This is a genomic window from Rothia sp. HMSC076D04 (assembly GCF_001814645.1).
In the GTDB taxonomy this organism is placed as follows: domain Bacteria; phylum Actinomycetota; class Actinomycetes; order Actinomycetales; family Micrococcaceae; genus Rothia; species Rothia mucilaginosa.
Genome location: NZ_KV817365.1, coordinates 126,269 through 149,179, shown reverse-complemented (window position 1 = coordinate 149,179; position 22,911 = coordinate 126,269). Strand labels below are relative to the sequence as shown.

The 22,911-nt window shown below is 59.3% G+C and carries 21 protein-coding genes; 3 read left to right on the top strand and 18 right to left on the bottom strand.

From position 1 onward, the window contains the following. Positions 1-56: 56 nt before the first annotated feature. A complete protein-coding gene (locus HMPREF2980_RS03040) occupies positions 57-1,055 on the bottom strand; it encodes a co-chaperone YbbN (protein WP_049347474.1) in 999 nt (332 codons plus the stop codon). 294 nt (positions 1,056-1,349) lie between these two features. Here HMPREF2980_RS03040 and HMPREF2980_RS03035 point away from each other — a divergent pair, with 294 nt between their 5' ends. Then, positions 1,350-2,636: an AI-2E family transporter gene (locus tag HMPREF2980_RS03035; RefSeq protein ID WP_070690099.1), complete on the top strand. Its 1,287-nt coding sequence runs from the start codon at positions 1,350-1,352 to the stop codon at positions 2,634-2,636. Between the two features lie 171 nt (positions 2,637-2,807). On the opposite strand, the gene HMPREF2980_RS03030 is transcribed toward HMPREF2980_RS03035, so the two are convergent. Both HMPREF2980_RS03030 and HMPREF2980_RS09305 read right to left on the bottom strand, forming a co-directional pair. Further along, positions 2,808-3,626: an alpha/beta hydrolase gene (locus HMPREF2980_RS03030; protein WP_070690097.1), complete on the bottom strand. Its 819-nt coding sequence runs from the start codon at positions 3,624-3,626 to the stop codon at positions 2,808-2,810. Positions 3,627-3,710: 84 nt separating this feature from the next. After that, a complete protein-coding gene (locus tag HMPREF2980_RS09305) occupies positions 3,711-4,037 on the bottom strand; it encodes an ATP/GTP-binding protein (protein ID WP_083309155.1) in 327 nt (108 codons plus the stop codon). 247 nt (positions 4,038-4,284) lie between these two features. Between HMPREF2980_RS09305 and nucS the strand changes: the two genes are divergently transcribed. Then, positions 4,285-4,998, top strand: a complete 714-nt coding sequence (gene nucS / locus HMPREF2980_RS03025) for an endonuclease NucS (protein ID WP_005506450.1) — start codon at positions 4,285-4,287, stop codon at positions 4,996-4,998. Between the two features lie 261 nt (positions 4,999-5,259). Here nucS and HMPREF2980_RS03020 read toward each other — a convergent pair whose 3' ends face one another. The 13 genes from HMPREF2980_RS03020 to HMPREF2980_RS02960 all read right to left on the bottom strand — a co-directional run bounded on the left by HMPREF2980_RS03020 (position 5,260) and on the right by HMPREF2980_RS02960 (position 18,863). Then, positions 5,260-5,517 carry a F0F1 ATP synthase subunit delta/epsilon gene (locus HMPREF2980_RS03020; protein ID WP_049340652.1) on the bottom strand — a complete coding sequence of 86 codons (258 nt, stop codon included), beginning with the start codon at positions 5,515-5,517 and terminating at the stop codon, positions 5,260-5,262. A 2-nt stretch (positions 5,518-5,519) separates the two neighbouring features. Beyond that, positions 5,520-6,983 carry a F0F1 ATP synthase subunit beta gene (gene atpD / locus HMPREF2980_RS03015; protein ID WP_005507810.1) on the bottom strand — a complete coding sequence of 488 codons (1,464 nt, stop codon included), beginning with the start codon at positions 6,981-6,983 and terminating at the stop codon, positions 5,520-5,522. A gap of 56 nt (positions 6,984-7,039) precedes the next feature. Continuing rightward, on the bottom strand, positions 7,040-7,981 hold the full coding sequence (locus HMPREF2980_RS03010) for a F0F1 ATP synthase subunit gamma (RefSeq protein ID WP_049340654.1): 942 nt from the start codon (positions 7,979-7,981) through the stop codon (positions 7,040-7,042). Between the two features lie 75 nt (positions 7,982-8,056). Then, positions 8,057-9,682 carry a F0F1 ATP synthase subunit alpha gene (gene atpA / locus HMPREF2980_RS03005; RefSeq protein WP_049347479.1) on the bottom strand — a complete coding sequence of 542 codons (1,626 nt, stop codon included), beginning with the start codon at positions 9,680-9,682 and terminating at the stop codon, positions 8,057-8,059. Between the two features lie 187 nt (positions 9,683-9,869). Then, on the bottom strand, positions 9,870-10,682 hold the full coding sequence (locus HMPREF2980_RS03000; protein ID WP_049340656.1) for a F0F1 ATP synthase subunit delta: 813 nt from the start codon (positions 10,680-10,682) through the stop codon (positions 9,870-9,872). Continuing rightward, a complete protein-coding gene (locus HMPREF2980_RS02995) occupies positions 10,682-11,239 on the bottom strand; it encodes a F0F1 ATP synthase subunit B (protein WP_049326923.1) in 558 nt (185 codons plus the stop codon). The genes HMPREF2980_RS03000 and HMPREF2980_RS02995 overlap by 1 nt, the downstream gene beginning before the upstream one ends. A 51-nt stretch (positions 11,240-11,290) precedes the next feature. Continuing rightward, positions 11,291-11,494, bottom strand: coding sequence for an ATP synthase F0 subunit C (atpE, locus tag HMPREF2980_RS02990; protein WP_005506461.1), 204 nt, complete (start codon positions 11,492-11,494; stop codon positions 11,291-11,293). Between the two features lie 143 nt (positions 11,495-11,637). After that, entirely contained in the window at positions 11,638-12,429 is a 792-nt protein-coding gene (gene atpB, locus HMPREF2980_RS02985; RefSeq protein ID WP_049340658.1) for a F0F1 ATP synthase subunit A, read from the bottom strand. Between the two features lie 112 nt (positions 12,430-12,541). After that, positions 12,542-12,802 (bottom strand): hypothetical protein, encoded by a 261-nt coding sequence (locus tag HMPREF2980_RS02980; RefSeq protein ID WP_049340660.1) that lies wholly within the window; start codon positions 12,800-12,802, stop codon positions 12,542-12,544. Positions 12,803-12,830: 28 nt separating this feature from the next. Further along, positions 12,831-13,397: a hypothetical protein gene (locus tag HMPREF2980_RS02975; RefSeq protein ID WP_053088846.1), complete on the bottom strand. Its 567-nt coding sequence runs from the start codon at positions 13,395-13,397 to the stop codon at positions 12,831-12,833. Continuing rightward, positions 13,397-14,683, bottom strand: a complete 1,287-nt coding sequence (locus HMPREF2980_RS02970) for an MraY family glycosyltransferase (RefSeq protein ID WP_049350328.1) — start codon at positions 14,681-14,683, stop codon at positions 13,397-13,399. Before HMPREF2980_RS02970 ends, HMPREF2980_RS02975 begins: the two co-directional genes overlap by 1 nt. A gap of 257 nt (positions 14,684-14,940) precedes the next feature. After that, the gene (locus HMPREF2980_RS02965) at positions 14,941-16,899 is read right to left on the bottom strand and encodes a polysaccharide biosynthesis protein (protein WP_070690095.1); all 1,959 of its coding nucleotides are present in this window, start codon (positions 16,897-16,899) and stop codon (positions 14,941-14,943) included. Next, positions 16,899-18,863, bottom strand: a complete 1,965-nt coding sequence (locus HMPREF2980_RS02960) for a glycosyltransferase family 2 protein (RefSeq protein WP_070690093.1) — start codon at positions 18,861-18,863, stop codon at positions 16,899-16,901. The genes HMPREF2980_RS02965 and HMPREF2980_RS02960 overlap by 1 nt, the downstream gene beginning before the upstream one ends. A gap of 429 nt (positions 18,864-19,292) precedes the next feature. Here HMPREF2980_RS02960 and HMPREF2980_RS02955 point away from each other — a divergent pair, with 429 nt between their 5' ends. Continuing rightward, a complete protein-coding gene (locus HMPREF2980_RS02955) occupies positions 19,293-20,294 on the top strand; it encodes an NAD-dependent epimerase/dehydratase family protein (protein ID WP_070690090.1) in 1,002 nt (333 codons plus the stop codon). Between the two features lie 189 nt (positions 20,295-20,483). Here the strand turns inward: HMPREF2980_RS02955 and HMPREF2980_RS02950 are convergent, their stop codons facing one another. Together HMPREF2980_RS02950 and prmC are read right to left on the bottom strand one after the other, a co-directional pair. Continuing rightward, a complete protein-coding gene (locus HMPREF2980_RS02950) occupies positions 20,484-21,701 on the bottom strand; it encodes an L-threonylcarbamoyladenylate synthase (protein WP_049340671.1) in 1,218 nt (405 codons plus the stop codon). Positions 21,702-21,870: 169 nt separating this feature from the next. Continuing rightward, the gene (gene prmC / locus HMPREF2980_RS02945; protein WP_070690088.1) at positions 21,871-22,779 is read right to left on the bottom strand and encodes a peptide chain release factor N(5)-glutamine methyltransferase; all 909 of its coding nucleotides are present in this window, start codon (positions 22,777-22,779) and stop codon (positions 21,871-21,873) included. Positions 22,780-22,911 lie beyond the last annotated feature (132 nt).

Sequence of the window (22,911 nt, the reverse complement as noted above, 5' to 3'; positions counted from 1 at the left end):
AGATTAGCCAGAGCTAGCTAGACCGGCTCATGACGTTTCCCAGGCGACAGCGCCTTTTAGAACAGCGCCATAGTCAGTGCCGCACGCGCCTTGACGGTGCGCGGGTCAGATGCACCCACCACATCGAAGAGCTGCACGAGACGCTCGCGCACACACGCCTTATCGTCAGGACCAACAGCGCTGAACAGGCGCAGTAGACGGTTGTACGCGTCCTCCACGTGGCCACCGACCAGGTCCAGGTCGGCTACGTTGAACGCGGCGTCAATGTTCATGGGATCTGCCGCGGCCGCCGCACGTTCGGTTGCCATGTCCAGATCCTTCACACGGGCGAGCAGTTCAACCTGTTCCAGGCCGAGCTTCGCTTCCTTATCACCGGGGTTCTCGGCAATTGCCTTGCGGTATGCGGCGCGGGCGCCCTCCAGGTCGCCGCGGTCGAGGGCGGCGACAGCTTCTGCGTGCAGGGGCGGCAGGGGCTTTTCATCTTCGGGAACGACCGGGTCGAAGCCGCCGGGCAGCTGGTACTGTGCCGCGAGTTGCAGAACCTGGGAGAGCACATCGCCGAGGTCTTCTGCGCTGACCGGGCCGGTGTAAATCGGTGCCGGGCGGCCCGCCAGAACGGCAACGCCCGCGGGCACGCCGCTCACGCCGAATGCCTGGGCAGCTTCGGGGAGCTTGGTGACGTCCACGGCAGCGCAAATCATGCTACCTGCGGCGGAATCAACAAGCTTCTGCACGCCTTCGAGCATCTGCAGGGAGGAGGGCGAGTGCGGCGCGTAGAGCGCAAAAATTACGGCACCCTGGCTGGAGAGCTGAACGAACTTCTGGAACTCTTCGGGGGTGTTGACCTCGTAGCGCCAGGTGGGAGCGGAGGGGGTCTGCTCGCCGCCCTGTTCGCCAGCAGACTGTGCCGCGTTGGGGTTTAGTTCCATGGCGTTGCGTACGGAGGCGGGAATCTCCTGCGCTGCCCCGTTCTGCGCTGCACCACCCTGCGCGACATGACCCTGTGCCGCGTTCTGGGATGCGCCGCGGTCTGCCGGATCAAAAATAATGCTCATCCTGGGCTCCTTTACGTTCTGTACCTATTGTTGCGTGCGGGCTAAATCCTTCACGCGTTCCTTCCTCTATTATCCCCACAACGCACCGTTGCGAGCGCCCGTTCTCTGTCGCCTACGCTCTGAGCTCATGCCGGGGATAGCGTTTGGGCTATTGCCCGATCCGTCCCGCAAATATCTCTCCCACATGCACTCCCCTGTCCTTGGGATTCACCGTGGACGCCGTAACAAAGTAAACCAGCCGGTAGAATGGCACAGTAGAGAAAAAATACCCGGAATGATTCGGAAAGGAAGAGCATGAGCGAGAAGAAAGCCTCAGAAGCTCCCGCAGAGACGACATCGTCCCCCGAGACGCGCAAGAAGGAATCCCTCACCGATCAGCTAACGGAGACCTTCAGCGAGCTGACCGAAAGCATTAGCCAGGTGCGTTCCAACCGCCGCCGCGCTTCTATGCCTCCTACGGATACCATTCCGGTGGTTCCCGCCGCTTCTGAGGATGCGCCTCCCGCACCGAAGGTGGTCGGCAACGGCAAGGCATCCATGATGCACAACCCGGTCGCTTTTGGTTTCCTCATGACCGTGGGCGTGGGTCTGGCGCTCTTCGCCTACTACATTTTCAATAATGTGGGCGCTCTGGTGGGTTGGGTGACCGGCGCTATTTTCATTGCTCTGGGTCTGGACCCGATTGTGCGCCGCCTGGAGTCTTGGGGCATTAAGCGCGGTATCGGCGTGATTGCTGTGCTTGCTGGTTTTGCTGGCGCTGTGACCGGTCTGGTGATGACGATTGGCCCGGTCATTAGCGAGCAGGCGTCTAAGTTTGTTCAGTACGCGCCGGGTATTTATCAGAACACGATTGATTCTGATTGGTACCACGAGCTTGATCAGCGTTTTAGCATCAGCACCTGGGTGAATGAGAACGTCCCGAAGTTCTTGGAGTCGACGTTCTCCTCTTCGCAGGTCAATAGCTTCATGTCGAGCCTGGTTTCTGCGGGTTCTACCCTGGCGCAGAGCGTGACCGGCGTGATTATTGTGCTGTTCCTGTCCCTGTACTTCCTCACGTCGATGGACACGATTAAGGCGTGGGGTGTGCGTTTGGCGCCGGCGTCTAAGCGTGTGCGTGTCAAGTACATTACCGACAAGATTACTGAGTCGGTGGGTAACTACGTGATGGGCCAGGCGATGGTAGCCATTCTGAACGCCCTCTTCGCATTCTTCATAATGTTGTTCTTGGGCTTTAGCTTCCCGCAGTTGATGGCTTTGGTGGTCATGATTCTGGCGTTCATTCCGCTGGTTGGTGGCGTGATTGCGCTGATTTTGACCTCGCTGATTCTGCTGACTCAGGACTGGAGTCTGGCGCTGTGGTTTTCGGTGGCGTACTTCCTGTACCTGCAGGTGGAGGCGTACCTGATTTCTCCGCGTATTATGGCTCGCGCTGTCTCGGTTCCTGCCGGTGTTGCAATTATTTCGGTGGCTGCCGGTGGCGCGCTCTGGGGCGTGCTGGGTGCGCTGATTGCTATTCCGGTGGCAGCTTCCATGCTGATTCTGGTGCGTGAGGTGTTCATTCCTCGCCAAGACCAGTTATAGTCACCGCCCAACTGTAGTCACCTCCAGCTGTAAACAGCTCTAGGTTTCTCTACGCGCTCGCTACTCTTCCCGCGGGGCACGCATCGCGTATAGATACGAAGGCGGCGGCTTTGGATGTTCTATCCAAAGCCGCCGCCTTCATGCTTTATGCCGTGTTTTTATGCCGAACTTTTAGAGCTCAGTGATTTCTTCTGCCACCGGGCCGCTGTATTCGGTGGGCAGTTCGGTGGGTGCACCGGTGACGATGCTGACCACGGTGTTGAGGACCTGCTGCACGGACTTCTCGCCCACCCACAGGTGCTTGCACCCCTCAAAGGGAATCACCCGAGTGCGCGGTACAGCCGCGAAACGCTCACGCGCCGCCGGAGGCTGCAGGTAGTCGTCGTGCTCGGGCACCAGCGCGTACAGCGGGTTCGAGATCTTATTCCACTCGTCCAGCTCAGCCGGGTGCACACGGTGCAGCGGCGGAGAGAGCAGAATAGCGCCGGTGAACTCGTCCGCGTATTCGGGCGCGTACTTGAGCACCAGCTCGGTGCCGAAGGACCAGCCGACCAGCCAGGGGTTCGGCAGGGCGCGCTCGCGTACGAACTTCAGGATTGCGTCGAAGTCCTTCTTCTCGGCAAAGCCGCCGTCAAAGACGCCTTCGCTGGTGCCACGAATCGAGGAGGTGCCGCGAGTGTTGAAACGCAGCACCGCAATGTTCGACAGCGCCGGCAGGCGGAAGGACGCCTTCTTGTACACGTGCGAGTCCATGTAGCCGCCGTGGGTGGGCAGCGGGTGGAAGGTCACCAGGGTTGCCTTGACTTCGCCTTCGGGCAGGGCGAGTTCACCGACGAGGCGCTTGCCGTCCGCGGTGGTGACGGTGAAGTTCTCGCGGCGTGCCGGCAGGACGGTACGTGCCTTGATGGGGGTGGGCTCAGCGGCGGTGCTGAAGACGTAGCGGGCGGGATCGAATTCCTGCTCGCGGGTGATATCGGCGGTGTTGCTCATTGCGTTCCTTTAAGAAATGGATTCGAGAATGTGGTTTTGGTCAAGAATGTAGTCTTAGGCTGCACCTCAAGTGCAGTGTTCAGCCTATTTACGGCGGGTGCGCCAGCAATGCTGATGCCAGTGCCTGCGCTCGTCAATGGCGCGGCTACGGCCCATCGTGTGGCTTTCTTGCCACACCACCAGGTGCGCTGTTCTGGGCGGAATCGGGCGGTAGCATTCGGGGCAGGTGTAGGTTTTTTGGGCGTTGACGGCGGGAATGTATTGCACCAGCCAGTCACCGTATCGGTCACGTTCCAATCGGGGCGCAGGGTCGAGGATCCTGCTGATATCACGCCCTGCGGGTGCTTGACGGTGCCACTTATCGCTGGTGGTGCCGGATACTCGCCTGCCGGGATGATTCTTACGTGCCATGAGCCCTATTCTACCGCGCCGCTCAGCTATCTCTATCTACCTACCCTGCCGCTGTTCGCTCTGCGCTCTTCCTCATACTGGCGTGGTACTCATGCTGAGGCGGTACTCCCCCGCTCTGTGCCGCACCTCCCTACTGTGCCGTACTTCCCTACTGTGCCCCCGTACCGCGACCTGTACCAAGCTCAGGTTCCCTAGCTCATACCCTCACCTGCTAGAGCCAAACACTCGTACCTGCTAGAGTGGACGGATGCGTATTGTCATTGCTGAATGCTCCGTAGATTATGAGGGCCGCCTCCGCGCCCACCTGCCCCGCGCTACCCGCCTGCTGATGGTCAAGAATGACGGCTCCGTCCTCATTCACTCCGACGGCGGTTCCTACAAGCCCCTGAACTGGATGAGCCCTCCCTGCTCCCTGCTGGTAGCTGAGCGTGAGGACGTTCCGCAGAGCATCCGTGAGGACCTAGAGTCCGATGTTCAGCAGCTGTGGACCGTTCAGGCAGCTAAGAGCGATGACCGCCTCATGATTCGCATCTACAAGATTGAGCACGAGCACGCCACCGACCTGGGTGTTGATCCCGGCCTCATCAAGGACGGTGTGGAGGCTGATCTGCAGCGTCTGCTCGCAGAGCAGATCCACACTCTCGGTGAGGGCTATTCGCTGGTGCGCCGCGAGTACCCGACCGCTATCGGTCCGGTAGACATCATGGCGAAGGATGCGCACGGCGTCTCCGTGGCGGTTGAGCTCAAGCGTGTGGGCGATATTGACGGTGTGGAGCAGCTGACCCGTTACCTGGAGTTGCTCAACCGTGACCCGCTGCTGGCACCGGTGCGCGGCGTATTTGCGGCACAGACGATTAAGCCGCAGGCACGTACCCTGGCTGAGGACCGCGGTATCCGCTGCGTGAGCCTGGACTACGATGCGATGCGCGGCGTGGACGACTCCGCTGACCGTCTGTTCTAGCTGACCGTCTGTTCTAAACGGCTCTAGGCTAAGCAGCTGCACATAGCTTGAGGGGCGCCTCCCGACCATGGGAGGCGCCCCTTTTCAGCCCATCATCTTTCTGCCCGCGCTCTTTCGGCGCACGCGTTCTTTCTGTGCACACTCTCGTTCTGCGTAAACAATCTACCCCCGGATACACCAATCGCCGGTGCCCCTCCCCTTTCAGGGTGGAACACCGGCGAGGTGTACACAGTGGCTAATTCCCGCTGAGGGGAACCAGCTTTAGATCTGTGCGTGCTTTGCAACGATGGTCACGTGATCGTTCGAGACGGTCAAGAAACCTGCGTTGAGGATGGTCTTAATGGGCTCACCATCAACGGGTTCAATGAGCAGCTCGCCGTCCTGTGCCAGCAGCGTGCAGGTGGGGATCATGCCCGGCAGGATGCCGAGGTCACCGCTGACGGAGCGTGCACGAACGTACTTCGCTTCGCCAGTCCACACGACGCGTTCGCGGGAAACAACTTCAACTTTCAGAGCCATGATTACTTAGCTCCAGTCTGTGCCTTGATTTCCTCGTAGCGGCGCATAACGTCGTCCATACCACCAATGTTGTAGAACGCCTGCTCGGGGATGTGGTCGACATCGCCGTTGCAGATCATCTGGAAGGACTCGATGGTGTCCTTCAGCGGAACGGTCGAACCCTCGACACCGGTGAACTGCTTTGCAGTGTAGGTGTTCTGGGAGAGGAACTGCTCGATACGACGTGCACGTGCCACGACGATCTTCTGCTCCTCGGAGAGCTCGTCCACACCCAGAATCGCGATGATGTCCTGCAGTTCCTTGTTTTCCTGCAGAATAGCCTTCACACGAATTGCGGTGTCGTAGTGCTCCTGACCGATGTACTGTGCGTCCAGAATTCGGGAGGTGGAGGACAGCGGGTCAATTGCCGGGTACAGACCGCGCGATGCGATTTCACGAGAGAGCTCGGTGGTCGCATCCAGGTGCGCGAAGGTGGTTGCCGGCGCCGGGTCGGTGTAGTCATCCGCAGGCACGTAAATTGCCTGCATGGAGGTGATGGAGTGACCGCGGGTGGAGGTAATACGCTCCTGCAGCAGACCCATTTCGTCCGCCAGGTTCGGCTGGTAACCCACTGCGGAGGGCATGCGGCCCAGCAGGGTGGAAACCTCAGAACCTGCCTGAGTGAAACGGAAGATGTTGTCGATGAACAGCAGCACGTCCTGGTTCTGAACATCGCGGAAGTACTCCGCCATGGTCAGACCGGTCAGTGCCACGCGCAGACGGGTTCCCGGGGGCTCATCCATCTGGCCGAACACAAGAGCGGTGTCCTTCAGAACGCCTGCTTCTTCCATTTCGACCCACAGGTCGTTACCCTCACGGGTACGCTCGCCAACACCGGTGAACACGGAGGTACCACCGAAGTTACGAGCCACACGGGTAATCATTTCCTGGATCAGCACGGTCTTACCCACGCCTGCACCACCGAACAGACCAATCTTACCGCCCTTGATGTAGGGGGTCAGAAGGTCGATGGACTTAATACCAGTCTCCAGCATTTCGGTGGAGCCTTCCAGCTCTGCGAAGCCGGGAGCGGCACGGTGGATCGGCCAGTAGGTGTCAGCCTTGATCTCGGAGTTCGGCACGTCGAGTGCGTCACCGAGAACGTTGAAGATGTGGCCCTTCACGCCGTCACCAACGGGGACGGAGATCGGTGCGCCGGTGTCGACTACAGCCTGACCGCGGACCAGGCCGTCAGTCTGCTGCAGGGAGATAGCGCGAACGATCGAGTCGCCCAGGTGCTGTGCGGTCTCGAAGGTGATGGTGCGGGTGCGACCGTCGAGGGTCAGCTCGGTGGTCAGAGCGTTGTAAATCTCGGGGACCTGACCGGCGGGGAACTCGACGTCGACCACGGGGCCGATGACGCGGGCAATACGACCCGTTGCGCCCTGAGTCGGTGCGGAGACCGATTCGTTGTAGGTGGCAGTCATATTTCTCACTTACTTAGAAAGTTTGGACAGTTGATGGCTTCGTTGGCGTACAAGTACTAGGAGCCGAGGGCGTCTGCGCCGCCCACGATTTCGGAGAGCTCCTGAGTAATTTCCGCCTGACGTGCGTTGTTCATCAAACGGGTGTACTTGGTAATCAGCGTCTCAGCGTTGTCACCTGCGGTCTTCATCGCGCGCTGGCGGGATGCCAGCTCACTTGCTGCTGCCTGCAGGAGGCAGGAGAAGATACGCGATGCAATGTAGCGCGGCAACAGCGCGTTGAGCACTTCCTCGGCGGAGGGCTCGAACTCGAAGGATGCCGCCTGCTCGTACTCAGCCTTGGTCAGTTCCTGGTCGGGAACGATTTCCTCGCCCATAGCCTTTGCGTCACCCACGTGGATGGGCAGCAGGCGCAGGATCTTGGGTTCCTGAACAACCATCGACTTGAACTCGGTGTATACGATGTGCAGTTCGTCCACGCCGCCCTCTTCGAAGGGCAGGTCGTAGGCTTCGAGCAGCGCGTCACGAATTTCGACGGCAGTTTCAACACGAGGTGCATCGGTGTGCCCCTCCCACGCACGGGCGTAGGGGCGCTCACGGAACTCGAAGTAAGCCTTTGCCTTACGGCCAACCAGGTACAGCTGTACCTCCTGGCCGTTAGAGCGCAGCCTCTCAATCAGAGATTCGGTACGACGCAGGATAGCGGAGGAGTACGAACCTGCCAGACCGCGGTCACTGGTAACAACCAGGATTGCGGAGCGACGGTGTTCGTAGGTTCCGAACTCGTGCGGCTTGTGAATCAGCGGGTGCTTAATACCGTGCTGAGTCGCAACCGCAGTCACCACGCGGGTCAGAGCGTTCGCGTAAGGGCCGGCTGCCTGAGCAGCGTTACGAGCCTTGTTAATGCGGGAGGTCGCGATCATCTCCATCGCCTTGAAGATCTTCTTCATAGACGACGTCGAAGCAATCTTCTGTCGGTAAACCCTAATCTGGGCTCCCATAGAGCTTCCTTTCTCCTTGCTTTCTGCCCCGCCCCAGCCTCATAGCTGAGGCGGGGAGAAGGCGAGGACTAATCGCTAACCGATGGTTTCCTGAGTGATGTCGCTATCGCGAGCTGCCTTGTGCTCCTCGTGACCTGCGTCGACGAGGTGGCTGCTGCCCTCAGACTTGAAACCCTGCTTGAAGTCAGCAACTGCGGACTTCAGAGCTGCAACGGTGTCATCCTCAAGCTTGCCGGAGGAAGCGATATCGGTCAGTACCGAGGTCTTGTGACGCAGGTACTCGATGAAGCCTTCCTCGAAGCGCAGCACGTCGGAAATCTCGATGTCGTCGAGGTGACCGGAGGTACCAGCCCAAATGGAGACAACCTGCTCTTCAACTGCGTACGGGGTGTACTGCGGCTGACGCAGCAGCTCGGTCAGGCGAGAACCGCGGGTCAGCTGTGCCTTGGTTGCATCGTCCAGGTCGGATGCGAACATTGCGAACGCTTCCATCGAACGGTACTGTGCCAGCTCCAGCTTCAGGGTACCGGAGACCTTCTTCATAGCCTTGGTCTGTGCGGCACCACCAACACGGGAGACGGAGATACCGACGTCGACTGCCGGACGCTGGTTAGCGTTGAACAGGTCGGACTGCAGGAAGATCTGGCCGTCAGTAATGGAGATGACGTTGGTCGGAATGAAGGCGGAAACGTCGTTTGCCTTGGTCTCAATGATCGGGAAGCCGGTCATCGAACCTGCGCCGAGGTCGTCGGAGAGCTTAGCGCAACGCTCCAGCAGGCGGGAGTGCAGGTAGAAGACGTCACCGGGGTATGCTTCACGTCCCGGCGGGCGGCGCAGCAGCAGGGACACAGCGCGGTATGCTTCTGCCTGCTTCGACAGGTCGTCGAAGATGATGAGGACGTGCTTGCCACCGTACATCCAGTGCTGGCCGATAGCCGAACCGGTGTAGGGTGCCAGGTACTTGAAGCCTGCTGCGTCAGATGCGGGAGATGCCACGATGGTGGTGTACTCCAGCGCGCCGCGAGTCTCAAGGGTGTGGCGGACAGCTGCAATGGTGGATGCCTTCTGGCCAACAGCCACGTAGATGCATCGAACCTGCTTCTCGGGGTCACCGGAAGCCCAGTTGTCCTTCTGGTTCAGAATGGTGTCGATCGCGATAGCGGTCTTACCGGTCTGGCGGTCACCAATGATCAGCTGACGCTGACCGCGACCGATCGGAATCATCGAGTCGATTGCCTTCAGACCGGTCTGCAACGGCTCGTGAACCGACTTACGCTGGGTCACGCCGGGAGCCTGCAGCTCCAGTGCACGGCGACCTTCGGACTCAATGGGGCCCAGGTCATCGATCGGGTTACCGAGGGGGTCAACAACGCGACCGAGGTACGCGTCGCCAACGGGCACCGAGAGGACCTCACCGGTGCGGTGTACGACCTGGCCCTCTTCAATACCGGTGAAGTCACCCAGGACAATCACACCAATATTGCGGGTATCCAGGTTCTGTGCGAGGCCGAGGGTGCCGTCTTCGAAACGAAGCAGCTCATTCGCCATAACCGAGGGAAGGCCCTCGACACGAGCGATACCGTCGGAGGCCGATACAACTCGACCCACCTCAACACGTTCTGCATTGCCGGGTTCGTAAGACGCTGCAAACTCGTTCAGCGCATTACGGACATCTTCGGCATTGATGGTCAGTTCGGCCATCTTGTGTCCCTGCTCTCTCATTGTGGTTGCGTTCCGTCAACGGAACCAACCGAAACTTGCAATTCGGGTTGAACGGGCGGGCAATGCCACTGCTTCTGCGAAGGAGGCATCTGCCACGCACCCGCAACCCGAGGTATCTTCTAAATCACCGTTGCGACGAACGGTTCAGCGTCGCTAGCTTGAGCCGCTAGCCGATGGAACGAGCCAGGTCGGACATGCGGGTCTCGACGGTACCGTCGATCACCTCGTCGCCCACCTGAACACGCAGACCGCCCAGAACGGCGGGGTCCACCGAAACGTCGAGCTTCAGCTCACGGCCGTACACGGCGTTGAGCGCGCGACCGAGACGTTCAAGCTGTGCCTGCGACAGCGCAATCGCGCTAGTTACTCGCGCAATGTAACGGTTCTGTCGCGTGACGATGATTTCTGCGAACTCATCGGCTACCCGTGCAGCGTGACGGCCGCGGGGGTTGGAGCCAACTCGTTCGAGCAGAAGCACACCTTCGGCGGTGGTGGCGGGGCCACCGAGCGCCACGGCGAGCTTCTTCTTTGCTTCTTTGCTTGCCTGATGGTCGGACAGCGCTTCCTGCGCCTGAGCGTTGGAATCAACGGTACGCACAAAGGTGAGTAGTTCGTTGAGTACCTCGTCCAGGGCGTCCACGCCACCGCGAGACTGAGCCGATGCGGTCACGGCGAGCACTGCTGCACGCTCCAGGGCATTCGCCAGATCAGCATCATCGGACCAGCGCTGAGCCACCGCACTGGTGAGCACAGCCATAGCCTGAGAAGAGATCTTGCCGCCGAAGACGGTGTTAGCGATACCCTGACGTGCTGCTGCATCACGCGAAGAATCGGTGACAGCACGGCGCAGGGTGCCGTTGTGGTCGAGAACATCAACCACAGCGAAAAGCTCGCTCGCCAGGTTCAGGGGCTGCAGGGAAGCGTGAGCTTCCAGCACCTCTTCCACCTTGCTCAGTGATTCAGTAGATACTCCTGCCATTACCGAGCCGCACCTGCGTTCTGCTTCTCGGTTTCAAGGTCAGCAAGAAAACGATCTACCACACGGGCCGATCGCTCATCATCGTTGAGGGCTTCGCCCACAATCTTGCCGGCAAGGGTCGTAGCAAGAGTGCCAACCTCGGAACGGAGGGACACTGCTGCTGCCGCACGCTCTGCCTCGATAGCCTTTGCTGCATTATCGCTAATGCGCTGAGCCTCAGCGGTTGCACGCTCGCGAGCATCGGCAATGATTGCCTCGCCCTCTGCGCGTGCCTCTTCACGAATCTTCTGAGCCTCCAGTCGAGCGCTTTCGAGCTGCTGGGTGTACTCATCGCGAGCCGCTGCAGCCTCTGCCTGTGCCTTCTCGGCCTTGGCAAGGCCACCTTCGATTGCTTCCTTACGGTCCTGGTAGATCTTCTCGAACGCCGGGACAACGTACTTAGCAACGATGTAGTAGAGGATCAGGAATCCGATGAGGGTAATGACAATTTCCCCGACGTCGGGAATCAGGGGGTTCGAAGTTGCCTCCGCTCCCCCTTCGCTTGCCAGATAAATCATGGAGGGAATCCTGTTCTATGGGATGGGTCGTTTAGGATGTGGCAGAGCCGGTTACTTGATGAAGACGAGAACCAGGCCCAGAATTGCCAGCGCCTCGACCAGTGCGAAGCCCAGGAACAGCATGGGCTGCAGGGTCTTCTGGGACTCGGGCTGACGAGCAACGCTGGTCATGTATGCCGCGAAGATCAGACCCACGCCGATGCCGCCGCCAATAGCTGCCAGACCGTAGCCAACCGCAGTGATGGAACCAACCATTATTTTTCCTTTCAACAGTGTTCGACCGGGAACATACCCGGACCGAACAGAGTTTGATTTGAGTTAATAGCCCGCACAGTGAACGTGTGGGTTGCTTTATTCACGCCCAATGACGAACGCGAAAACCTAAAAAACTAGAGAGTTTAGTGTCCCTCGGAAACCGAGCCCTGCAGGTACACAGCCAGCAGCAGAGCGAACACATAAGCCTGGATGCACTGAATCATGAATTCCAGGAAGTACAGGAACAGGCCCAGAGCACCGGGAGCAATAGCAGCCAGGTAGCCGATACCACCCAGAGTCTCAACCATGTAGGTCACCATGCTGGATGCAACCATCAGCGCCAGGTGACCACCGAACATGGTCGCGAAGAGACGTAGCGCGTGAGTTGCGGGACGAATCAGCAGGTTCGAGAAGAACTCGATCGGGATCAGGATGGGGTAGATCCACACCGGCAGACCCGAGGGCATGGTGATGTCCTTGAAGAAGCCGCCCAGGCCCTTGCGCTTGATACCAACGCCAACCCAGGTCAGGTACGCTACGCCAGCCAGTGCGTAGGCGCTACCGGGGTGGGAGAAGGAGGGCAGCTGAACAAACGGAATCGAACCGTAGAGGTTGTTCACCAGAACGAAGAAGAAGGAGGCGAACAGAATCGGCACGAAAGGCTTGTAGTGCTGTACGCCCAGGGTTTCCTTACCGAGGGAGTTACGAGCAAACATGTAGCCAGACTCAGCGATGAACTGAGTCTTGCCGGGAACCATGGCGCGCTTACGTGCTGCGGTGAGGAAGAAGACCGCGATAATCACCACGGACAGCAGAATCAGTACGTTCTGCTTACCGAAAGCGAAATCACCAATGGTGAAGAAGGGGGGCAGATGCATGTCTTCGGGGGTCGGCGGCACATAGGCTTCCGCGAGGATCAACCCGTTCTCGATCAAAGCAAGTCCTTTCTTGCTACTAGTGGCTATCAAGAGCCCATGTCTGCCTCTAAGCGACTGACATGCTAACTACATGGATGAATGTGTGACCTAGCGGTCCGCGTTCAATGACCTAGCGGTCTTTATTCTGCCTGGTCATGTAGGTAAAGACGAGGGTCAAACCTCCGACAGCGCCAATCAAGACACCAACCCACACCAGCCAGGTGGTGGAGAAGACCAGGTCACCGAGGTAACCGATGCCGCCCCACACTGCTATACCGATGATCAGATAGAGAATCGACATGACTGCACCGGAGAGCCCTCCGTCAGACACCAATTCTCCGGTAGTGCGGAGCTTTTTATCTCCGTCCCACCACTTCTTCTCTTCGGCCAAACGTATTTCCTTTCAAACACCAATCGCGTTACCGACCATGGTCTTCCAGATCGGTGTCGAAGTATAGAATTCTCAGTCGTGCGATGCTGACTGTTTCAATAACAATCCACAGAATCACGCCGGTACATGCGCCTGCGAGAGTCCAACCGTGCCTCAGATTCTCGGGGAACGGCACAAACATCAATACCAGACCGAGCAGAGCAATCTTCACGAGGTAGCTCACCACCAGCGATTTGGGTACACCCCAGTCGAAAATGGGAGCAACCAACATAACCAATACGCCCAGAGTGAAGCATATATAGATTATCAGAAAGCCCAATGTTATTCCTAGCGCGCCCACGGGGCCCGCAAACAGGTACGCACTCATCATACCGCCCAACCAAGCCAGCAGAGAGTAAGCCGATACCCTGTAGAACAAAAATTTCCAGGAAAGCTCTTGACTCTCGAAAGAAGAGGCCTTCAAACCTGCTTGAGCACGCTCTCGGCGGTGTTTCTGCTGCTTCTTGCGCTCCGCCGGCGGATACCACAGAACGTCCACCACGCGCCTCCAGAGAGGCTCTGCAGGAGCCTGAGATTTAGGCTGCTCAGAAGCCATTAGTGTTTCTCCCCACGATTCTGATTAGACTGCGTCGAAGAAGAGGAAGCAGAAGAAGGCTGACCCGCACGATCCTTCACCGAATCCGGCATGATCGGCTCCGGATGCAGCGAGGTCGGCTCCACATTCTCAGGAGTCGCAGGAACACCAGTTGCCGAGGTCAAAGAGCCGGTAGCAGGCTCTGCAGTTGCCGACTTCGCCTTCGGCGCCGAACCCTTCGAATCCGCCGCAAAGCGCTTCGACAGGTCAATCGCAGAAGTAGGTGCCTCACCGCCAAAGAGCTGCGGCATACGCAGGTACACCACCAGCACGGCAAGAGCCACAAGAACCACACCAACAGCCGCCAGCACGGCGCCCGAAGCAAACAAATCAGAGGCAAACGCCAGCAGCACCCACACCAGAATGGTCGTACCGGTCACCACGGCGGTCGAACCAAGGTGGCTGAAACCAACATCCGTCAGACGCTGATAAGTGTGAGTACGGTGCGGCTTGTACCACTGCTCCCCCGCCATAAAACGACGGAACAGAGTCGTACCCGCGTCCGCCAGATACGTCATCAGCGGAGCAAAAGCCAACAGGAACGGAACATCCGCAAACCACGCGCCCACAGCCAACGTGCCCAGCGCCGCGCCCAAAACATAAGAACCCGCATCGCCCAAAAACACGTTCTTACCAGGGCGCACATTCCACGGCAGGAACGCCGCAAAAGCACCGGCAACAGCCACACCAGCCAAAGCCAGCCACGGAAGGTTCACCATCCAACCGGTCAGCGCATACGCCAAACCAGCCACCAGACCGTGAGCACCAGAAATACCGTTAATGCCGTCCATAAAATTCGCCACGTTAATGTAGCCGGCAACAAAAATCGCGCCCAGAATCAGCAGCAGAATGTTCGTGCCCTGCACCGTCGCAAAGCTCACGCTCACCAGTACGCCAATCACCAGCTGCAGGCCCGCACGACGCACAATGCTCACGCCGCGAATATCCTCAAGCCAGCCCAGGGCAAGAGCACACAGAATCGCCGCGGCAATCGTCACCGCCAGCTGCAAAGACTCAGCAGAACGGTACGTCCAGCCGAACAGGGTAGCCGCCACAAACGCCACAAAGGTCGCAGCCGCAGTCGCCAAACCCATACCGCGGTAGGTCGGAGCAGTATGCGAAGAACGCTCATTAGGAACATCCACCATGTTGTAGCGGTGCAAAATCGGGCGCACCGCAAACGGCAAAAGGGCACCCAAAACAAAAGCAAGAGCAAAAATGCTCAACAGCTCAGAAAAGGAGGTCATACCAGCTCCAAGGCATTGGCGCCGCTCCCCTGGACGCAAGCTCCAGAATTGCAGCTAAGGGACGATGTGTGCGTAGTGTGTGTGTGTTTACTTCGTATTCTATAGAACTCTTCAGTAGCCCGGGACTAAACATTACAGATTCTCTCCATACGTTCTGCATATTCTGCGTCCTGAAATGTTCTACACCCGAGAAAGAGAAAACACCGGATACCGCACCCGCCACGCAAGTGCAGCATCCGGTGTCATTTCCGTAAAGATTAGAACGTCTGCGCATCCGCCAGAGTACGCGGATCAGGGGCACGCTCCAGGCCATGACGTTCATAGCCGCTGTGCTCCCGATAGTTCTGAATCCACCGCTCATAATCGAGCTCATCAGGGTCAAGTGCCGGGGCACTCGACCGGGAAATATACCGGTTCTCCTCGCTCGGCACCAGCTTCTCGGTACCGCCGAAGAGAGTCTCATCCAGCTTCTCACCCTTACGAAGACCAATCTCCTTGATCTCCACGTCATACCGCTCATACGCCTGGCGCATCGCCTTCGCAACGTCCAGGATCTTGACCGGCTGACCCATATCCAGCACCATGACCTCACCCGGGCGACCAATCGCACCGGCAAGCATCACCAGCAGGCAGGCATCGGTAATCAGCATGAAGTAACGGGTCGCGCGCTTATCGGTCAGGGTAATCGGACCACCCGAGAGAATCTGCTTCGTAAAGAGCGGCTTAATCGAACCGCGCGAACCAAACACATTACCGAAACGAACCGACACGTAGGTGTTGCCGGTCTTCTCGCCAAAGTACGCGGTCAGACGCTCCGCCACGCGCTTGGACTGACCCAGCGCAGTCTTCGGGTCCGCAGCCTTATCGGTCGAAACGTTCACGAAGGTCTTCACGCCCACCGCCTCCGCGGCACGCAGCACGTTCAGAGTACCCAGAGAGTTCGTCTTCCACGCCTCCTGCGGGTACGCTTCCAGCGCCGACACATGCTTCAAAGCTGCAGCGTGGAACACTACCTCGGGGCGACGGTCACGGAAAATCTCCAGCAGGTTATCACCCTCACGAATATCAGCCAGGATGATGCGGTCATCGTCCAGGCTCGACTCGTGAGTAATCGAAACCTTCGTCTCCATCAGCAGAGTCTCATCATGATCAAGCATCATGAGGGTCTCAGGCTCAAACTCGCTAATCTGACGGCACAGCTCAGAACCAATCGAACCGCCCGCACCTGTGACCAGCACGCGCTTACCGTGCAGGTACGAACGCAGAATATCGCGGTCAATATCGTAGTTAATCTCACCACGAATCACGCGCATCAGGTCGTTATCGCTCGCGGTAATCAGACGCTCACCCATCAGTCGAGCATTCGCGCTACTAATACGCTGAACCTCAACCTTAAGCTTACGCATGCGGTTGCAGAAGGACTCGAAGTAATCCTCCGACATATCCGAAATCGTCACCAGAATCTTACGGGTACCCGACTCACGAATCACCTGCTCCAGCTCGCGGTACGTCGTAATCACCGAAATGCCGTGGAACTTCGTACCAGCCTTCAGCTGATCATCGTCGAAGACCGCAACCGGGCGAAGCTTCGCATCCTCATCGTGCAGCATCGAATCCATGACCATGCCGCCAATAAAGCCGGCACCGTACACAATCACCGGTTCACCGGTCAGCTCACGCACAGCACCGCGCTCAGTGTACACACGCTTCGCCATGCGAGCGCCCGCCATCATAATCAAGCTAAATGCCGCCGCAATCGCAGGCACACTATGCGGCATATGGGGCAGACCCAACAGCTCATCCACAAAGGAGAAAATGGTCAACGCCGCGCCCGCGCTCAAAGCAGCCGCACCGGCACGCCACGACTCGTCAAACGAGCCATAAGAGTACACGCCGTTATAAATCTTCACGCCCGCCAAACCAATGACCAGGTGCAACACCACAGCCAAAGTAGCGGTCATCGTCAACGACGCCGGGTGAATAATATCGAACACCGAACCGTTGCTGAGCAGCACACTATAGCGGAGCATGTACGCGAACAAAACCGCCAGCAGCCACGCGCTCGAATCAATCAGAGCCTGCGCAATCAGCCACCACGGCTTACGCTCGTACAGGCGGTTCACCAGCATCGTGCCGGAGTCGCCCTCCGTCACCAGGGTGCCGCGCTGAGCCGCCTTCCGCATCACCACATGAGCGTGAGGTTTCAACTGAGCCACTACATGCCTCCTTCAGATGCGGTACCAGAAGAACGAGAAGAAGCGCGAGCCGTCAACGACGACAACGCACGGAACGCCGAACGGCGCGCCTGCTCAGGCACAAAACGGTACACACTACGCACCGCCATGTTCTGAGCCCACTGAAGCTTAGAAATACCGTGACCGGTGTACAGGCGACGCTGAATCGCCACATCCTGCAACCAGGCGTCCACTCCCCCACGCTTTGTGTACGCGCCCGCACCCACGCGGTAACGCACCAGCGCCTCGGGGATATTACCCAGACGGTAGCCGGCATCGCGCAGACGCATCCACAGCCACCAGTCCTCAGCGCCGGGCACGAACTCGTAACTGCCCAGCTGCTGCACGGCACTCTTCACGAACGCCACCGACGGGTGGTAAATCGGGTTGCGTGAATCCATTGCGCGCAACAGACGCTCAGAATCAACGATCGCCTCGCGAGTCGACTCCACCGCAGTATTGCTCTCATTCACCTCAAGCATGGCAGAGCCCAGCACCGTGTAGCCGCCCTCAACCAGGGCAGGAATCAGACGCGCAAAACGAGTCGGCTCCGATAGGTCATCAGAATCAGCACGAGCCACCAGCTCGTAGGAGCACGCCTGCAGACCGGCGTTCAGCGCCTCCGCCAAACCAACATTCTGAGCCAGCTCCACCACCTGAATCGGCGGGCAATCCAGATTCTCGGCACGCTGAACCCAGCGGTCCACCACGGCATCCAGCTCGGGGGTCAGCGGACCGTCCTTCACCAAAACCAGCTCGGAAGGACGCACCGTCTGGTTCAGCAGATTCGACTCCAACGCCTGCTCCAGGTACGCGGGATTCTCCTTCGCGTACACGCTCATCAACACCGAGAAATCGGGTGCGGAGCTCACGCAACCGCGCGCCTTCTCAGACTCAACGGCGTTAGCAGTAGCCGGCACACCGTAGCGGCCGGGGAAAGTCAGCGGGTAAATACCCTCAAGCACCTGGCGGTTCGGGGTGGGTGCCCGCAAACCGTCACGCACACCGTTGAGGAAATACCCCAGGTAGGTGCGGCGGTCATCAGTGCGCAGCACAGTAGAAATCCACAGGCGCGCCGACGAGCCACCGTAGAGCAGCTTCTCCAGCGGGTTCAAGGTACGCGAACGGGTGAAAACCCACAGCTTATTGCGCACATCGTTATAGAAACGCGGGCCGGGATTGGCGTTCGTCGTACCAAACGTCTTCGTGTGGTGCTTAGCCACAGAGGACGGCACCGCAATGCCGTCGCGGTGATGAATCAGACGGGTCGAAAACTCGAAGTCGTCATTCCAGATGAAGAACTCAGCAATCGGCAGGCCACCGTTGCGGCGAATCGCCTGCGCATCCATCAGAATCGACACGAACGAGGCGCTACGAATCGGGCGGGCGCCCACCGCCTGCGCACGAGCATGACGCTGCTCCCCCGCCGCAAACATCGTGCGCGGGGTGTTCATCGGGTGGTCCTCGCCGTTCGTCCACACCACACGAGACGCCACCACCGCGGGGCGCTGCGAAGGCACCGGCGAATAGTTCAGCCAGGCGGCAACCGCCTCCGACAGGGTGTTCTCGGTCGGCTCGGTGTCATCATCCATGACCCACACCAGGTCCGGGTTGTGGCGTTCCAGGGCACGGTCAATACCCACCGCGAAACCGCCAGCGCCACCCATATTCTTCTCCAGGCGGATGCGGTCCACCGGCAGCTCATAGTCCAGGGTGCGCAGATACTCGGCAGTGCCGTCAGTGGAGGCGTTATCAACGATCACCACCGCCGCAGGCACGCGCTCACCCGAAGCGATACCAGCCAGGGTCTTCGGCAGCAGGTCCTCACGGTTGTAGGTCACCACCACGGCAACCGTGCGGGGGTACTCGTTCGAAGAATCGTAAGAAGAAGGCTGCTCGGAAGAAGGCTGGGCAAAAGCGGTCACGTCGCTGTACTTTTCTGCCATAAGTTCTCCCTCCACGGCGCGATACGCCTGAATCAGCCGATACGCAATATACCCATACCGAGCTGGGCGCTTATGGTGTTTCTCGCGCCCGCGGTATTCAACCGTGTGGATATATCACTCAAAGAAAATATTCTACCTGCGGTCTCCACTAGAGAGTGAACCACCACCCCAAAAGACGCCTTATATGACAAATAAACAACCGAATTCAGTTGATTTATCCGCATAGCGGACGTACCCGAACACCCACTTTTGGGTATCAATCAAGCTACCCGCTTCACAGCCTGTGTCTGCGCTGTGCATACCGTGCGAAAAAACGACCAGAGACCGAATAAAACCCCACAAATTCCCCATAAACTGTTCAAATATGGGAAAGTTGAACTGACCCCATTTTTCCCCGCAATGTACGCGGGCTCATGAGAGGTAAAAGAGATGTCTGAATCCAAGTGGAAAGTCATTGGCGCCAGCGGCTTCGTTGGTTCCTCCATCGTCGCGCGACTGAACGCAGAAGGTATCAGCGTCGACCCCATTGAGGCACCTCGACTCGCAACCCGCGCCCTCGACGTAGACAGCATTATCGACGAAGCAGACCAGCTTGAAGGCATCATCGACTCCCTCGCAGAAGCCTTCGCCGGCGCACAGGTCGTCGTCAACGCAGCGGGCCTCGCAGCACCCAATATGCAGGATCTGCCCCCGCTCGTCGGCGCAAACGCACTGCTACCCGCAGTCATCGCAATTGCCGCACAGCGCACCGGCGTGCGCCGCGTCATCCACCTCTCCTCCGCAGCCGTACAGGGCCCGCGCCTCGTGCTGGATGCCTCCGAAGAGACCAACCCGTTCAGCGCCTACTCCTTCTCCAAGGCACTCGGTGAAGAAGCGCTGCTCGACCTACAGGACTACTTCCTCGAAGAGCACCCCGACAGCGCACCCGAGCTGTGCATCCTGCGCGCAACCAGTGTCCAGGGCCGCGGCCGCCGCACCACCGAACTCTTCGCTAAGATGGCGTCCTCCCCCTTCGCCTCCGTTGCGGGTGCAGGCACCGGCAAGTCGCCCGTCTCGAGTGTGCACGCCCTCGCAGAATTCGTGGTCATGCTCGGCACTTTCCCCGGCGAACTGCCCACCATTGTCCTGCAGCCCTGGGAAGGCGCAACCGTCGCCTCCGCAACTCTGGATGCAGGCCGCCGCAAGCCGCTGCACCTGCCCGAATGGCTCTGCCGCGCAGCCGTCAAGGCGGGCTACACCGTCTCCGAGCTGATGAACGACAAGTTCGCAGGCTCCGTACGTAAGGTCGAGGTTATGTGGTTTGGCCAGGGCATTGATGACTCCTGGGCGCGCGACAACAACCTTCTGCCCACCCCGCGCGTGCGTGAAGTACTGCGCAACGCCCACACCGCGCTGGGTAAGAAGAAGGACCGCCGCTTCGAGAAGAACTAGGTAGCGCGCGTGCTCTCCTAAAGGTGCACGACCTGAGGCAGGCAGCCTGATGTATGCAGCCTAGGGGCGCATAACCTAGAGGACTCATAACGAAAGGGAACCCCCGATATATCTGAACGATATATCGGGGGTTCCCTATACGTTTTTATGCTCCGAGATTTATACCCGAGCGCTATAACCCGCAGAGGTTTAGAGGTGGTCCTCCGGGGCATCCTTCTGCTCGGTCTTTGCCTCAGCTTCAGTCTTGGTAGCCTCAGTCTTAGCGTCTTCAGCCTTAGCTTCTGCCGGCTTAGCCTCGCTCTGAGCGGGTGCACTCTGAGCGGCAGTCTCAATCTTCGACTCGCCAAAGACCAGCGCGCGAGCAGTATCAGCAGGAACCGGGTGGGTCTGCGGCTCATCCGCACGAACCGGCTTCGGAGTGTTGTCACGGTAGCCGCGCGAACGCTCCTGATCCACGCCAGTGCTGAAAGCAGAAGACAGAGCCGAAGTAGCGCCCAGCAGAGACGCAGCGACAGAACCGGCAACCGGTGCCGAAGCGCGACGAGCAGGCTCACCGCTCACAGTGTGGGTGCTGTCCCACTGCTCGTACGCCTCATCCAGGTCAGCCTGCTCATCCAGAGCACGCTCAGAAGGAGTCGACTCAGACGGCGCAGAAGAAGCAGTCTCAGCTTCCTCAACCTTACGAGCTGCCTGCTCGTCAGCCTCCGCACGAGTCAGAATGGTCGGAACGACCTCACGCAGCTCCTCCACTGAAATTGCGCCCTCACGAACCACCACGTAGGGGAAGGAGGTGCAATCCAGAATCGTCGACGGTGCCGGGTCACGCTCAGTCACCACAACCACGCCGTCCTCATTCGGCTCAGACTCAAGCGGCTTAGGACGAGCGCCACCATCAATCACCACGGCGACATCCTCACCCAGCGAATCCATGGCGGTCTGCGCATCCAGTGCGGCTTCCTGACCGGTCTTGTTCGCGCTCGAAACCGCCAGCGGACCGTGCTCAGTCAGCAGCTTCAGGGCGAACTCATCATCGGGAACACGCACGGCAACAGTACCGCGGGTCTCACCCAAATCCCAGCTCAGTGACGGGTACGCGTGAAGAATCATAGTCAGCGCGCCGGGCCAGAAGCGACCACCCAGATCGTAAATATCGTTCGGAACGTCGTCGACCACGCCAGCGAGCGCAGCAAGATCAAAGATCAGCACGGGCGGCGGCATGGTGCGGTCGCGGCCCTTATCTGCCAGCAGCTTGGCAACGCCCTGATGCGAGAAAGCATCGGCGGCAATACCGTAGACGGTATCGGTGGGCATCACAATCGTGTCGTGCGCCTTCAGCGCCTCGCGGGCAGCTTCAATGGCCTCGCGGGTCTCAGTTTCAGTCGTTACGGGGTACAGCTTTGCAGTCACGGGTCTTATTCTCTCATGTTTTTCTGGATGCGGCGAGACACCGGCACCCACAACGCGCCATGTGGAAGCGCTCTTCCGGGGGTTCACCATATTTCGCGGGCTTTGAGCTGGCTGAGGAGGAGGACGCGTTGCCTTCACGCAGCCCGGCACGGGCTAGGTGGTGCATCTACTAGTCTAAAGGCTCTAGTGGGCGCGGTTTATAACCGACGCTATGACGCGGACGATTATTCAGGTCATGCACCGGGTAGCAGCCCTCGAAGCCGACACGCGCCAACAGCTCGGCGACGGCGTCTTCCTGGGTGTCGTCGTGCTCCATGATGAACAGGCCGCCGGGGGTAAGAAGCTCGAAGGCGCGGGCGGCAATCGCGGAGGGCATCTGCATGCCGTCCTCTCCCCCGCCGTACAGTGCCATGTCCGGGTCGTGCAGGGCGGCTTCCGGGTCAGCGGGTACGTTCGCCGGCGGAATGTACGGAGGGTTCGAGAGCACCGCGTCGAAGGTTCCGGCAAGTTCGGGCAGGGCTGTGAGGGCGTCCCCCTGAACCAGGTGCACGCCGAGCGGCTCCAGGTTCTTGCGGGTGTATGGGATGGCGTCTTCCGAGAGCTCCACCGCGAACACCTGGGCGTTCGGTAGCTCGCTCTTGATTGCCGCGGCGATAGCGCCGGAGCCGGTGCACAGGTCGACGATGCGCAGCGCACCGGTTGCCGAATCTGTGCGTGCGCTTAGCACTTTGAGGGCTTCTTCGACGAGTAGCTCGGTCTCGGGGCGGGGTACGAACACGCCCGGTCCGACTGCCAGTTCTAGGCGGTAGAAGGGAGCGGAGCCGGTGATGTGCTGCAGCGGTTCGCGGTAGGCGCGGCGGGCGACCAGCGCCTCGTACTCTGCGACCTGTGCGGGGGTGAGCCGCTCCCCCATGAGCGCGGCGTGCTGTAGGCGCGAGCGCGAACCGTCGTAGAGCAGGTGCGCGGCGAGGAGCTCGGCGTCCACGCGGGGGCTGGGCACCTGCGCCAGTGCCGCGGTGGCGCGCGTGAGTACCTGCGCGAGTTCTTCCCCGCGCGGGTCGTGCACATTCACCTTCATGAGCTCTCCTTACGCTCTCTCAACAGCTCAAAACCTGTCACAGCATATGGCTAAGGGGCTCCACCGCCGTAGCGGCGAGCCCCTCACCAACATCTCACGTCGATTCAGTGAATCGACAAGAGTCTATATACA